The organism is Paenibacillus sp. fava2, from assembly GCF_058313675.1.
The window spans coordinates 3,483,930-3,497,760 of record NZ_CM177755.1; the positions used below are offsets into that span (position 1 = coordinate 3,483,930).

Annotated in this window: 13 protein-coding genes; 11 read left to right on the forward strand and 2 right to left on the reverse strand. The window is 52.7% G+C overall.

What is annotated here, in order from left to right; all coding sequences use genetic code 11:
* The first annotated feature begins 45 nt into the window (after positions 1-45).
* Together AC4G46_RS15035 and AC4G46_RS15040 are read left to right on the forward strand one after the other, a co-directional pair.
* On the forward strand, positions 46-1,206 hold the full coding sequence (locus AC4G46_RS15035; protein WP_491128636.1) for a Gfo/Idh/MocA family protein: 1,161 nt from the start codon (positions 46-48) through the stop codon (positions 1,204-1,206).
* 101 nt (positions 1,207-1,307) lie between these two features.
* Positions 1,308-2,105, forward strand: a complete 798-nt coding sequence (locus tag AC4G46_RS15040) for a DUF3221 domain-containing protein (protein WP_491128637.1) — start codon at positions 1,308-1,310, stop codon at positions 2,103-2,105.
* A 72-nt stretch (positions 2,106-2,177) separates the two neighbouring features.
* Here the strand turns inward: AC4G46_RS15040 and AC4G46_RS15045 are convergent, their stop codons facing one another.
* On the reverse strand, positions 2,178-3,065 hold the full coding sequence (locus AC4G46_RS15045; protein ID WP_491128638.1) for a helix-turn-helix domain-containing protein: 888 nt from the start codon (positions 3,063-3,065) through the stop codon (positions 2,178-2,180).
* Positions 3,066-3,189: 124 nt separating this feature from the next.
* On the opposite strand from AC4G46_RS15045, the gene AC4G46_RS15050 reads away from it, so the two are divergent.
* Positions 3,190-4,077, forward strand: a complete 888-nt coding sequence (locus AC4G46_RS15050; RefSeq protein WP_491128639.1) for a sugar phosphate isomerase/epimerase family protein — start codon at positions 3,190-3,192, stop codon at positions 4,075-4,077.
* 12 nt (positions 4,078-4,089) lie between these two features.
* Positions 4,090-5,163 (forward strand): Gfo/Idh/MocA family protein, encoded by a 1,074-nt coding sequence (locus AC4G46_RS15055; protein ID WP_491128640.1) that lies wholly within the window; start codon positions 4,090-4,092, stop codon positions 5,161-5,163.
* An 84-nt stretch (positions 5,164-5,247) separates the two neighbouring features.
* On the opposite strand, the gene AC4G46_RS15060 is transcribed toward AC4G46_RS15055, so the two are convergent.
* Positions 5,248-5,454, reverse strand: a complete 207-nt coding sequence (locus AC4G46_RS15060) for a DUF1657 domain-containing protein (RefSeq protein ID WP_491128641.1) — start codon at positions 5,452-5,454, stop codon at positions 5,248-5,250.
* A 218-nt stretch (positions 5,455-5,672) separates the two neighbouring features.
* Here AC4G46_RS15060 and AC4G46_RS15065 point away from each other — a divergent pair, with 218 nt between their 5' ends.
* The 7 genes from AC4G46_RS15065 (at position 5,673) to AC4G46_RS15095 (ending at position 13,788) form a co-directional block, all read left to right on the forward strand.
* Positions 5,673-6,536, forward strand: coding sequence for a DUF421 domain-containing protein (locus tag AC4G46_RS15065; RefSeq protein ID WP_491128642.1), 864 nt, complete (start codon positions 5,673-5,675; stop codon positions 6,534-6,536).
* A 37-nt stretch (positions 6,537-6,573) separates the two neighbouring features.
* Positions 6,574-8,022 (forward strand): spore germination protein, encoded by a 1,449-nt coding sequence (locus AC4G46_RS15070; protein WP_491128643.1) that lies wholly within the window; start codon positions 6,574-6,576, stop codon positions 8,020-8,022.
* Entirely contained in the window at positions 8,019-9,176 is a 1,158-nt protein-coding gene (locus AC4G46_RS15075) for a Ger(x)C family spore germination protein (RefSeq protein WP_491128644.1), read from the forward strand. The genes AC4G46_RS15070 and AC4G46_RS15075 overlap by 4 nt, the downstream gene beginning before the upstream one ends.
* A 22-nt stretch (positions 9,177-9,198) precedes the next feature.
* On the forward strand, positions 9,199-10,290 hold the full coding sequence (locus AC4G46_RS15080) for a GerAB/ArcD/ProY family transporter (protein WP_491128645.1): 1,092 nt from the start codon (positions 9,199-9,201) through the stop codon (positions 10,288-10,290).
* Positions 10,291-10,384: 94 nt separating this feature from the next.
* The gene (locus AC4G46_RS15085; RefSeq protein WP_491128646.1) at positions 10,385-11,362 is read left to right on the forward strand and encodes an AAA family ATPase; all 978 of its coding nucleotides are present in this window, start codon (positions 10,385-10,387) and stop codon (positions 11,360-11,362) included.
* A gap of 3 nt (positions 11,363-11,365) precedes the next feature.
* The gene (locus AC4G46_RS15090; protein WP_491128647.1) at positions 11,366-12,448 is read left to right on the forward strand and encodes a DUF58 domain-containing protein; all 1,083 of its coding nucleotides are present in this window, start codon (positions 11,366-11,368) and stop codon (positions 12,446-12,448) included.
* Positions 12,445-13,788: a DUF4129 domain-containing protein gene (locus tag AC4G46_RS15095; RefSeq protein ID WP_491128648.1), complete on the forward strand. Its 1,344-nt coding sequence runs from the start codon at positions 12,445-12,447 to the stop codon at positions 13,786-13,788. Before AC4G46_RS15090 ends, AC4G46_RS15095 begins: the two co-directional genes overlap by 4 nt.
* Positions 13,789-13,831 lie beyond the last annotated feature (43 nt).

Below are 13,831 nucleotides of genomic sequence, written 5' to 3' on the forward strand. Positions count from 1 at the left end.
ATTAAAAGTTTCATATGAAAGCGAATTCATTCAAGGAGGAGTTAGATGAAACAGCTTCGCATTGGAATGATCGGTTACAAGTTTATGGGCAAGGCGCACAGCAATGCGTACCGCAGTCTGCCGATGTTTTTTCCGCAGGCGCTGAAGCCTGAGATGGCAGTCATTTGTGGCCGCAATGAAGAGGCGGTGTCCGCGGCAGCCGGCCAGCTGGGATGGTCCGAGAGTGTCACTGACTGGAAAGAGCTGGTCGCAAGAGAAGATATCGACCTTATTGATATCAATGCGCCAAGCAACGCCCATAAGGAAATTGCTCTGGCAGCGGCTAAGGCGGGCAAGCATATTTTCTGTGAAAAACCGCTGGCGCTGAATCTGGCAGATTCACGTGAGATGCTGGAAGCAGCGGACGCAGCCGGTGTTAAACATATGATTGGCTTCAATTACCGCTTCTCACCTGCAGTACGGCTGGCGAAAAGGCTGATCGAGAGCGGACGGCTCGGGCAAATCTATCATTTTCGCGCCTGGTTTTTGCAGGATTGGATTCTGGATCCGGAATTTCCGCTCGTCTGGAGGCTGCAGAAGGAGGTAGCCGGCTCCGGTTCACACGGGGATCTGGGCGCCCATCTGATTGATCTGGCGCATTTCCTGGTTGGAGATGTTCAGGAGGTAATCGGGATGAGCGAAACGTTCGTCAAGGAGCGCCCGCTGGCCTCAGAAATGACCGGACTCAGCGCGAGAGCCGGGAAGGATGCGCCGAGAGGTCCTGTCACTGTAGATGATGCGACACTGTTTCTTGCCCGCTTCAACGGCGGAGCTATCGGGAGCTTTGAGGCTACACGGTTTGCTGCAGGGCACCGTTCGACGAATGCTTTTGAAATCAACGGCAGCCTGGGCAGCGTGAAATTCGACTTCGAGCGGATGAATGAGCTGGAGGTCTATCTTACTTCTGACGCTGAGGATGTACAGGGCTTCCGCCGTGTGCTCGCTACGGATCCGGCGCATGATTATGCGGAGGCCTGGTGGCCGCCGGGCCATACGATCGGCTTCGAGCATACGTTCATCCATGAAATGCTGGAGCTGTCCTCGGCCATCGCCGAAGACCGCCAGCCGGAGCCGAATTTTAATGACGGCGTGAAATGCCAGGCAGTGCTGGAAGCAGTAGAGCGCTCGATTGAGGAACGGCGCTGGGTTCAGGTATCTGAGATGTAGACAGCAGACCTTGGGGACAAATCAGCGTTTACCTGTCAGCAGCAACCTTTCCATGATTCAGCGCGTTTAGAGAAGTAGAAATCATGGAAAGGCGGCTGAATATGTCCAGATGGAAAATGGCAGGAATCGGCTTTGGTCTGATTAGCCTGCTGCTTGCAGGCTGCACAGATGCAGGGGATGTGACCAGCACGGCTTCACCTGCTGCAAGCTCTTCTCCGGCGCCGGCACAAGGGGCACTATCTCCATCCGCAGGAACGGTTGCGGCTGATCCCGAGAAGGTACAGCTCTTCCTGACAGAGGAAAGCATACTTAACGGGGATATATATCTGGAGGACAATCTGGTCCATATAAATATTGTGGGGCTCGACAGCGGGCTTGAGCAGCATTTTGCCGAAAAATTCACCTCCGGCAGCTATATTCTGCACGATGTGAAATATTCTGCCGGTGAGCTTGAAGCAGCACAGAAATTGCTGGCAGACAAGGATTTGCATAATCAGCTTAATCTCTACGGTTCATGGATTGATGTCAAGCAGAATAAGCTTGGCATTACCGTACCCGACGATTACCTGGAGGCTGCCGAACAGACCCTGAATAAGCTGATTGATCCCGGAATGCTGCGCTTTGAGGTGCAGGAACTGGGGGAGCCGAGTGTAACCGGAACTATTGTTGAAGTGAAGTCAGGGACTGTGGACAGTATTCTGATCCTGGAACCGGGTAAAGAGGACCCGACCTACTGGTTCTCCTTCAATGGCCGCTCGGAGCTGTATGATGCTGCCGGGCAAAAAATAGAGTTTGCCGGACTAGAAAAGGGACAGCAGGTGCACATCTGGGGGACGGGAACTGTTCTGGATTCGCTGCCAGCCCAGGCCACCGTCCGGAGGATTGAACTGATGGAGTAACCGCATATATGCAATAGGAAAGAGCACCATTCACAACTGCCGAATGGTGCTCTTTTTGAGCTGAAAAGTCCATTATTTTCTCGCCGCAGAAGGCGTTATCCCTTTATATTGCTTATACAGCTTAGTGAAATAATTGGGGTTGTCACAGCCTACTTTGCCGGCAATTTCAGTAATGGTATGATCCGTCTCCAGCAGCAGACGTTCGGCCTCATTTACCCTGCACAGGTTCACGTAATCGATGAAGGTGCGGCCGGTCAGCTTTTTGAATGTTTTGCAGAAATGATAGGGGTTAAGATTTACGAACTTTGCTGCAAATTCGATGCTGATTTTCTCGTCATAATGGCTGTCCAGATACTCCAGCAGCGGCTTAAAGCGCTCCCGGTTGACCGAATAGCGTTCACTCTGCTGCCTGCCCTCCACCTGCTGCGGGGGAAAGGAGCGGGCCAACAGGGTAAAGAACAAATGCAGCTGGTTCTTGACCACCAGTTGAAAAGCCGGACCCTTAAGCTGCACTTCATGAATCACTGATTCCAGCAGCGTATAGTAAGCAGAGCAGGCAGATAGATTATCCGCCGGCTTTACAGGAAACTGGTAGCGGTTATTCAGGTAAGGAGCCACAAACTGCTCATGCTGGGAGTCCTGGTTCCTGTCCTTGAACAATGAGGCATGGAACACGATGGATACAAAATCAATATCTCCGCCTGTGAGACTATAGCCGACATGAAGCCCGCCGGAAGGCACAATAATGACGTCGCCCGCCGAAGCATGATATGGCTTGCTGTCAACATGAAAGATAGCGCTGCCTTTTTGCATAACAATAATTTCAAAATGCTCATGCCAGTGCAGGAACAGGATATTCTGCTCCGGCCGGGCATCCCTGCAACCGTTGAAGAATACACGGAAGGGATAGGTTTTCTCTTCAAGCTGGGGGTATTCCTTGAGCTCTTTCGGATAGGACACGCCAGTATCAACTCCCACAAGATTCAGCTATATTAGCACAAGATAAGGAGAGATTTTGCTTATAATGAGCCTTATACTTGGTTTATTCAGTTAACTATAAACCAATATTGGAGTGGTAGACAAGATGGAAGATACATTGAGAATCGGTACACTGGTCGGAGGAGGAGACGCAGTAAGAGTGATTCCTCAGATTGCACGTCACGGCTTTGAATCCTACAGCCTGACCTTCTGGCAGACTACAGGCAAGACGGATCTGGCAGACACGGCAGCGCGGGTGCGGGAGCTGGCTGAGGAGCACCAGTTTGTCATTTCAGCGATCGGGGTATTCGGCAATCCGCTAACCGGCACCGGCGATAATGCAGATACACTGGCAAGCTGGGAACGGCTGATTGATCATGCCCATTTATTCGGGACCGATATCGTAAACGGTTTCACCGGACGTCTGACCGGCCTGTCCATAGATGAATCACTGCCCAAATTTGCTGAAGTATTCGGAGAGCTGACCAAAAGAGCGGCAGATAAAGGAGTCAGAATCGCTTTTGAAAATTGTTCCATGGACGGCAGCTGGAAGACCGGCGACTGGAACATTGCACACAACCCTACCGCCTGGGAGAAGATGTTCAATGCCGTACCGGCTGACAATATCGGCCTGGAATGGGAGCCGTGCCATCAGATGGTACAGCTGATTGATCCCATTCCGCAGCTGCGCAAATGGACGGATAAGATATTCCATGTACACGGAAAAGACGCAACAATTGCCTGGGACATCGTGAAGGAATATGGCATCCACGGACCCAAGGACTATGTGTGGCACCGCACTCCGGGCTTCGGGGATACCAACTGGACCGATGTGATCAGCATCCTTCGTCAGGCCGGATACAAGGGCACCATTGACATTGAAGGCTGGCATGACCCGGTTTACCGTGACCATCTGGAAATGACCGGACAGGTTCATGCGCTGAACTATCTGAAATCGTGCCGGGGCGGCAGCTTTGTCCCCAATCCGGTCTAAAGGAGGCTTAAGATGACAGCACAATATCGGGTGGCGGTGGCCGGCTGCGGAGCCATGTCTAATGAATGGATCAGTTATGCTTTAAAGCGGCCGGATACAGAAATTGTAGCTCTGGTGGATATCCGGCTGGAGGCAGCTGAAGCAATGGCCGGCAAGCACGGTCTTTCCGCAGCTGCGTTTACGGATATTAAGCAGGCAATACTGGAGACTGGAGCGAATCTGGTAATTGATGTGACCGTTCCCTCAAGTCATTATCAAATTGCTTCTTCTGCGCTTGAGCTGGGCTGCAACGTGTTCAGTGAGAAGCCACTGGCGGAATCGCTGGAGCAGTGCAGCGAGATTGTAGCGGTTGCCGGACGGACCGGCCGCTCACATGCGGTTATGCAGAACCGCCGCTATGACCCGCGCATCCGCTCGCTTAAAGGGCTGGCTGAAGCCGGTACGATCGGCCGGATTGGTTATGTGGGTGCAAGCTTTTTCCTGGCGCCGCATTTCGGCGGTTTCCGGGATGCCATGGACAGCCCGCTGCTGCTGGATATGGCGATTCATACCTTTGACCAGGCACGGTTCATCAGCGGAGCAGACCCGGTTACCGTGTACTGCCAGGAGTTCAATCCTCCAGGCTCCTGGTATGCCGGCAATGCCGCGGCTGTCTGTATTTTTGAGATGTCGGACGGCTCCGTCTTTTGTTATCAGGGATCATGGTGTGCCGAAGGGGCCCCGACCTCCTGGGAGGCTTCCTGGCGGGTGCAGGGTGAACGCGGTGCTATCCTGTGGGATGGGACAGGAATGCCTTATGCCGAGGTAGTCCGGGACAGCGGAGATGCTGATCAGTTCCTGCGTAATTATGACCGGGTTGAGGGGGCGGAGATACCGATGGAAGAGACTTTCCATCACGGCTGCCTTCGCGAAATGTTCCAGTCGCTCCAGGAGCAGCGCCCGGCTGAAACGGACTGCCGCGACAATATTTACAGTATGGCTATGGTCTTCGGTGCACTGGAGAGTGCCAGGACGGGCCGCAAGCTGGAAATCGCCAGCTTGTTGAACCACACAGGCCAAGCGCTGCGGCAGGAAGCCGGAATCTAGGCGATAATGATAATGACAAAGAGGCTGTCCCGTGTTCTGCAGATGCTGCAGGGGGGACGGCCTCTTTTTTACACCCGAATCAGGTTAGAAGCCTCTGTACTGCGGCTCTTCCTTCTCCAGCTGGGCTACCCGGCCTTCAACCTGCGTAACAATCTGCTGGGTCTGTTCAGCTGCACTGGTAAACAGGGTTTTGGCTTCCTCATTCTGGGTTTCCATTGCAAACTGCTCGAGGCTGGCCTGGGCACTCTTCAGCGAAGACAGACAGGTTTTTACTTGCGAAGCAACAGTCATAATTTGTTTCCCTCCACATCTCTAGATTTACAATTGACTGTCAACTAGTATTAACGGCCTGACCGCAGGCAATTCAGGTAATTTTAAGCAGCATGTACAGTAAAAAAAGGTTGAGGAATCATCAGAAGTTGGATGGAAAGCGAGTAATTCCCCCCTCTTTTGACAAATAATGAATAAGCACAAGCACGAACATAACTGGAATTTACGGGGGGATCAGCATGCCGGAATGGCTAGAGGTCATTGTAAGAACTATATTTGCTGTTGTGGTCTTGTTCTTTTTGACCAAGCTGCTTGGCAAAAGACAGGTTTCACAGCTTTCTTTTTTTGAGTATATTACGGGAATTACCATAGGTAGTGTGGCAGCTTATATTTCGCTGGATACGGACAAGACATGGCATCTGGGGATAATTGCCCTGATCGTGTGGGTGGCCTTTTCTCTGGGGATCGAATATCTGCAGATTAAAAGCAAAAAGGCCCGTGATTTCATTGACTTCAAATCAAGCGTACTGATCAAGGACGGCAAGATTATGGAGGATACGCTGCGTAAAGAAAAGCTGACTACGGATGAGCTGCTGGAGGAGCTGCGCAAGAAGGATGTTTTTACGGTGGCCAATGTGGAGTTTGCGATTATGGAGTCGGACGGTGCCGTTAATGTTCTGCTTAAAAAGGAAAACCAACCGCTGACCCCCAAGGATTTGGGGATGAAGGTGGCGCCTGAAAAGGAGACGCAGGCAGTCATCATGGACGGCAAAATACTGGATAAACCGCTGGATGATCTCAATTTGTCGCGCAACTGGCTGAAGGGGGAGCTGGAAAAGCAGGGTCTTACGGTGGAGAATGTTTTTCTGGGGCAGGTGGATTCCTACGGGGAGCTGACGGTTGATCTGTATGCCGACAAGGTGCAGGTGCCGCAGCCCCAGGACAAGCCGCAGCTCTATGCCCTCCTCAAAAAATGCGAAGCGGATCTGGAGCTGTTCAGCCTGTCTACCAGCAATCAGGAGGCAAAGCAAATGTACGGGGACAGCTCGGCCAGACTGCAGGAGCTGCTGCAGGAATTAAAGCCTTATATTCAGGCAAACTAAGTCAGATTCACCATTTATCCGGAGGAGGCGGGAAGAAATGGCGGAAAGCGTTCTGGATGCCATACAGGAGCAGCTGCATGGCTGCAGCGATGCTGTATACCAGTCTATTAACATTCACGGGCATCCCTGCATGCTGGTCTATATCCCGTCTATCGTGGATACCCTCAGCCTGCAGGAATTTGTCGCTTCCCCGCTGAAGTCCGAGGCCAATGGAGAGCCGGACTGGTCCGGCTTTCTAAAGCGGCTGGATCACGGTTCAGCCTTTGCCATTCCCTATATCAAGGTATATGAGATAGACAGGGCGGTGGAGCTGGCAGTCAGCGGCAATGCCGTGCTCTGCATTGAAGGGCTGCCGTTTCTGTACTACTTCGAGATCACCCATTATCAGAAAAGAGCGGTCTCCGAGTCGCAGAATGAGCTGGTCGTAATCGGTCCCCAGGAGGCCTTCATTGAGGATGTGGCCACCAATCTGTCGCTGCTGCGCCACAAGATCAAGCATGCTGACCTGAAAACCAAGCATTTTTCTCTCGGGAAATACACAAAGACCGACGTGTACCTGGTCTATATTGAAGGCCTCTACAAGCCGGAAATCCTCGCTGAAATAGAGGAGGTTCTGGTTAATCTGAATATGGACGGCGTACTAGGCATCAGCTACATCGCTGAGCATATCAAACAGGGCAAATTCTCGCCATTTCCGGTATTCCAGTATACGGAGCGTCCCGACTCTGTGGCTGCCTCGCTGATGGAGGGCCGTGTCGGCATTATGCAGGACGGTACTCCTTCTGCGCTGCTGACGCCGGTGACTCTTTTATCGCTGCTGCAGTCGTCGGAAGATTACTATCAAAGCTTTTACGCAGCAAGCTGGATCCGGCTTGTCCGCTTTTTCTTCTCGCTGATTTCCATGGTGCTGCCGGCCTTTTACGTCGCGGTTACTACATTTCATTCGCAGATTATCCCGTCCGACTTACTGCTGACGATTGCGGCTGCACGTGAAAACATTCCCTTCTCTGCCCTTACGGAAGCCCTCATCATGGAGCTTACCTTTGAGGCGTTAAGAGAGGCCGGCACACGGATTCCGAAGCCTGTCGGACAGACCGTTTCCATTATCGGAGGTATTGTCATCGGGCAGGCGGCGGTGCAGGCGGGCATAGTGTCTGCCCCGATGGTTATTGTCGTCTCGATAACCGGGATTGCGTCGTACATTATTCCCCATCTGGAGCTGGGGCTGACTTTCCGGCTGCTGCGGTTTGTGCTGCTGGTGCTTGGAGGCACTATGGGCCTGCTGGGGGTTATCGTAGCGGTATTTATCATTTACGGGCATCTGACGCATTTAAAATCGTTTGGTACCCCGTACCTGCAGCCGTTAGCACCGCTGATTCTGGAGGACTGGAAGGACACCCTGCTGCGTGTGCCTAATCCGTTCATGACCAAACGGAGTACCTCCTTTACCGGCAGTAGAAATGACAGGAGGCAGAGAACAAAATGAAGCTGTTCAAGCTGGGACTTGCACTACTGCTGATGCTTGGCCTGACCGGCTGCTGGTCCAAGTTTGAGATGGATGAACTGACGTTTATTTTCGGCATGTATGTGGATGCCGGAGCGGAGCCCGGAACGGTTGAACTGTCCATCAGCACGCCGCTGCCCAACCGCCTGGTCTCCGGAACACAAACCGGAACGGCCCAAGGTAAAAGCTATTCCACCGTCACTAAAACGGCCAACACCATTACGGATGCTATTATTCTGATTCAAAAGGATCTGTCCCGCCGGCTGGAAATTTCGCATATAAAAGCGGTTGTCATTGGCAAAGAGTATGCGGCTAACGGAATACATGAGCTGCTTGAATGGTGCAAGCGGCAGCCGGAGATTCCAATGGGTACCTACATCATGGCAGCTCCCGGCAAGGCCAAGGAGATAGCCGGATTGTCTGCGATCTTCGAGCAGCTGCCGGATCAGGTGCTGAGAAACTTTTCCGAGCTGAATCTGACGTACGCCACAACCATCCGGGATTGTCTGCTCGCGGAGTCCAACAATATGGGATATGCCATGAACTATCTTTCGTTTGGCGAGAAGCCGGAGGAGAAGGAGCTCGGCGAGCCGGTGAAATGGGCAGGTGTCCAGGGTGTGATGCTTTTCAGCGGCATGAAAATGGCTGGAACACTGAACAGCGACGAGAGCAGGGCGCTGTCCTGGGCCGCCGGACATCTGTCCGGGCATCTGTCGCTTCCCATGTACACTGTAATATGGAACGAGCAGGAAAGCAAAGGAAAGGCCAGTGCTCTTTTCTATAGTGACACTGTAAACAAAAAAGTACGGATGACGGCACAAGGGCCTGTTTTCCACATCAGCTTGAAGGGAAAGGCGAGTGTCACTCTTTTTGATGACAATACTACGGACGAGGCAGTGGATCATAACAGTCTGATTCGGCGCAAGCTTGAGGAGAGGCTCACTTCTGAAGTGAAAAAAGCAATAGAGCATACCCAGGAAGCGGGAGCAGATGTTCTTCAGCTCGGGATGTTGCTGGAATGGAATCACCCTAGGGAATGGATGAAGCTTAAAGAACGCTGGAAGGAATACTATACCCAGGCCGAGATCGTTGTAACATCAGATTTAAAGATTGTAGATTTTGGGGCGAGCAAATAAAGGATCGGGATAAGGAGGGCCTATGCGTACAACCAACTGGCAGATGTTCCGTTTCAGCATGGTCTATTTCAACTCTCAAACCTCCATTTTTCTGATACCCATCATCGTTTCAAAATCAGGATATCAGGGCTGGACATCAATATTAATAGGCAGTGCGTTTTCGATTGTCCTGTTGCTCTTCATGATTTATGTAGGGAAGCAGAAGCCCGGGCAGCCCTGGGTCCAATTCGGGGAGCATTATATGGGGAAGTGGATGCATAGTATACTGGTGTTTTTGCTGTTAGGCTGGTGTGTTTACTATGCTTCTTATGATATTGAGAATTTTGTGCTGTTCTTCGGATCGAATTATATGCGGGGGACCCCTCATCTCTTTATTCAACTGGTAATCGGTACGGTCATTGCTTATACAGCTGCCAAGGGTTTAACTACGATAGTCTATATGGCGGACGGTGTTTTTCTGCTGCTGATTCTCACCACATTCTTTTCATTGTATTTGTTTTTGCCATATGCCAATTTCCAGATGCTTCCGGCGTTCATCCACTACTTTGATCCGGGTACCACCCTTAAGGGCTCCATTGCAGTAAGCTCATGGTTTGCAGAGTGGGTTGTATTTCTGTTTGTGGCACCGGAGCTAAAGATTAATACCAATATGTTGAAAAAGGTGCTGTTCTCCGAGGTGGTTTTGACTGTGCTTGTGGTGGCCGGGTGGGCACTCACCCTTCTGAATTTCGGACCGCATCTGGGAAAAGATCTGCAATATCCTTACCTCGATATGGTGCGCAGCTCATCCCATGATGATATTCTGGGAAATCTGGACCCCATCCTGATCGGTATCTGGTCCGCTTCCATGTTCATTCACAGCTCATTCCTGATCTATGTGGCCGGCAAATGCGCCCTGTATTTGACCAAGCAGAAGGGGAAGAAGCTGATGGTTCCGGGCCTTACGCTGTGCTCGGTCCTAATCGCCTTTCTCTATTCCCGCAGCATCAGCAGATACCATGAGGATTTCAGCTCATACCTTGTGGTGATCCTCTGGCTGGCTGTTGAATGCATTCCCGTCTATTACTCTGTGGCAGCCTTCTTTAAATCCAAGATAAATAAGCCCGCAAGCTGAATGCTGCGACTTATTTATTATATTTTGGATGCGCTTTCTGGTATGATTAAGCTTTAGTACATACCTTATAGACGATAGGATGGTGGAATGCTTCATGAATATTCAAGAGGCTGGAGGGCTCATCAGCTCAATCCGAAACAATCTCTCAAAGGTTATAGTTGGAAAAGAGGCCGGAGTAGACCTGCTGCTAACAGCGCTGCTGGCCAACGGCCACGTGCTGCTGGAGGATGTGCCCGGTACGGGGAAAACCCTGCTGGCCAAGACTCTGGCACGCTCCCTGGACTGCCCGTTCAAACGGATCCAGTTCACCCCGGATTTATTGCCCTCTGATCTGAGCGGCATCAATTATTACAATCAGAAAACGGGAGAGTTTGAATTCCGGCCGGGGCCGGTATTTGCCAGCATTCTGCTGGCGGACGAGATCAACCGTGCTACTCCGCGGACGCAATCCAGTCTGCTGGAATGCATGGAGGAGCGCCAGATTACCATCGACGGTGTGACCCATAGGCTGGAAGCTCCTTTTCTTGTAATTGCCACACAGAATCCGGTCGACAGCCAGGGAACCTTCCCGCTCCCGGAAGCCCAGCTGGACCGGTTCCTGCTGCGGATAACGACGGGATATCCCGCTTTTGAGGAAGGAGTGCGGATTCTACAGCGTTTCCGCCTGAACAATCCGCTGGAGGACACAGCCGCAGTTGCGGATGCCCGGCAGATTCAGGAGGCACAGCGCCTGGCAGCGGCAGTGAACATCAGCGACGATTTGCTGGCTTATCTGATGCAGATTGTGGAGGCAACCCGCAAGGCGCCGTCCGTCAAGCTCGGTGCCAGCCCGCGTGCAGGCTTCGCACTGCTGCGTGCGTCCCAGGGCTATGCCCTGATTAAAGGCAGGGATTATGTCATCCCTGATGATATCAAGGCAGTGGCCGGGCCGGTATTGGCACACCGGCTGGTCCTCCATCGCGGACCGGGAGCGCGTGAGGGACAGGCTGCAGAAGCTGTCCAGCAGATCCTGCGCGAAGTGGAGGTTCCGGCCGAGCCCGTATCAGCTGCCAGAGGCGGAAGGGGAGCATAGTTCATGTCCCTTCCCTGGTTTATTATGAGCACGCTTGCGCTGCTCGTGTTTATCTCTGTTATTTACCAGCGTAATGCATTAAAAAACCTTAGCTATTCCCGTTATTTCTCTGCCTCTGCCGTCTATCAAGGGGAGCAGATAGAGATGGTAGAGGAGATTGTCAACCGCAAGCTGCTGCCGCTCCCCTGGCTGAGGCTGGAATCCAGCCTTGCCCGGGGGCTTGAATTCGGCAGCCTGGAGAATCTAGGTGTCAGCAGCGGCGAGATTTATCAGAATCATACCAGCCTGTTCTATCTGCGGTCTTACCGGCACATCAGACGCCGGCATCAGATCCGCTGTACGCAGCGCGGCCTGTTCCGTCTGGAATCGGTAACGATGACAACCGGTGATCTGTTCGGAATGAGCCGGAACAGTAAAATGTATCCGCTGCAGCTGGAGCTGCTGGTCTACCCGCAGATGGTGGATATCTATGAGCTGCCGCTGCCCGTCCACAGCTGGCTTGGTGAGCTTCCGGTCAAACGCTGGATCGTGGAGGACCCGTTTCTGACCGCAGGTACCCGGGAGTACAGGCCGGGAGATTCGCTCGGCGGGATGAACTGGAAGGCCACCGCCCGGACCGGAGTGATGCAGGTGCATCAAAAGGATCACACCGCCGATGCCAGGCTGATCATTTGCCTGAACGTGGAGAACAGTGATAACATGTGGCGCAATATTACGGACACGGAGCGGATTGAACTTGGCATCCGTTATGCGGCAACGGTGGCGGAGTATGCAGACGGACACGGTCTGGAGACCGGATTAATATCCAATGGAAGACTGGACGGTGAGTCGGATGCTGTGAACGCCGGCAAGGCGGGAAGCCTGCTGGATCTGCTGGGCCTGCTTGCACGTCTGCAACTGGACCGTACTCTGCCGATGTCGCGTCTGCTGGAGCTTGAGGCTGAGAACGGGGCGGCCGATAACGATTACCTGATTATCAGCTGCCACCGCGGAGCCGAGCTGATGCATGCGGCAGAGGAGCTGCGGCTGCTCGGCAATGGTGTTGCCTGGCTGGATATTCCCGGAGAAGGGAGGGACAGCGCATGAACAGCGAATTCGGCAAAGGGCTGAAGTTTTCTCTTGGGTTGTGGATGGCGTGCCTGATTGAGGGGTTACTGTTTCTCCCGCTATGGATTTTCCTTGAGGTTTATTTACAGCCAGGGCAGGCTCCGTTTCCATGGTATTTGATTCTGCCTGTATTATCCCTGTCAGGGGTGATATTGCGGCATATGGTCAATCGCAGGTGGATGCAGATTCTGGCTTCACTGCCGATTGGGGCTGCTGCCGGATTTATTCTGGGGGGAGCAGAGTTTAATACATTACCGATCATGCTGGTCTGCGCCTTGTTCGCCTATCTGGGAATGAATTCGGCAGACCGGGAGCTTGGCATAAAGACTTATGCCATAGGGCTTATAGTGTATTTCGCTGCGGTCATTATATATGCACGGATGCCTGAGTTTCAGCATAGCCTGACTCTGCTGACCTGGTGCGGCTGCGGCTGCCTTATCCTTGCCCTGCTGAATTCCAACCTCAATTTTATGCGTTACAATTCCTTCGCAGCCGGAGCTGAACGGCTGCCATTCGGGATGAAGCGGTATAACCGGCTGTCCCTGGTGCTGTTTGTTGCCGCAGCAGCCTTACTTGCATCAGGTGCGCTCAAGGCCATTGCAACCCTGATATTGGGCGTGTTCTACCTGATTTTTGGTTTGCTTTCCAGGCTGTTCTCGAAATCAGAAGAAATACCCATCAGAGGGCAGGACATGCCGGCAACCCAGGAATTCCTTCAGACCGAAATTAAAGAGCCGGGACTGTTGTCTGCGATTCTTGATGTGGTGTTTTATGGACTTGCGGCGGGTATTGCGCTTGCAGTACTCTATTTCGGCGGGCGTTGGCTGTACAGAAACAGCAGCGGCATCTTCCGCCGTGCAGTCGATTCTATCCTGTCTATACTGCGGAGGGAGAACGCCCGGGAACAGACTGGATTCAAGGATGAAGAGGAGAGCGTTTTTGCCTGGGAGCAGACCATGGAAAGCCTCCGGAAGTTTGTAAAAAACCGGCTGAAGCTGGGGGGGAGGAGCGACCGCTGGGAGACTATGGACGGCAGCAATGAGCGTGTACGCTGGCTCTACCGCCACTGGCTGAATGCCAGAGCGGCTGAAGGCTACAAGATCAAAAGCCATCTGACCCCCCGGGAGACGGCAGCGGATGTGGCGGAATGGTCAGGAGACCGGAAGCAGGCCCGTAAGGGGGAAGGCAGCGGTAGTGAAGCTCAGGCTGCAGAATTGCTGCAATTGTATAATGAGGCCAGATACGGACAGTCTCCGGCATCTGCTTCCGGCAAGGAACCCGGGCAGTTGGACCAGCTCAAAAAACAGCTAAAGCTCTAATAGCCCCGGAGCGGCATTGAGCGCTTCCGGGGCTGAGGACTTT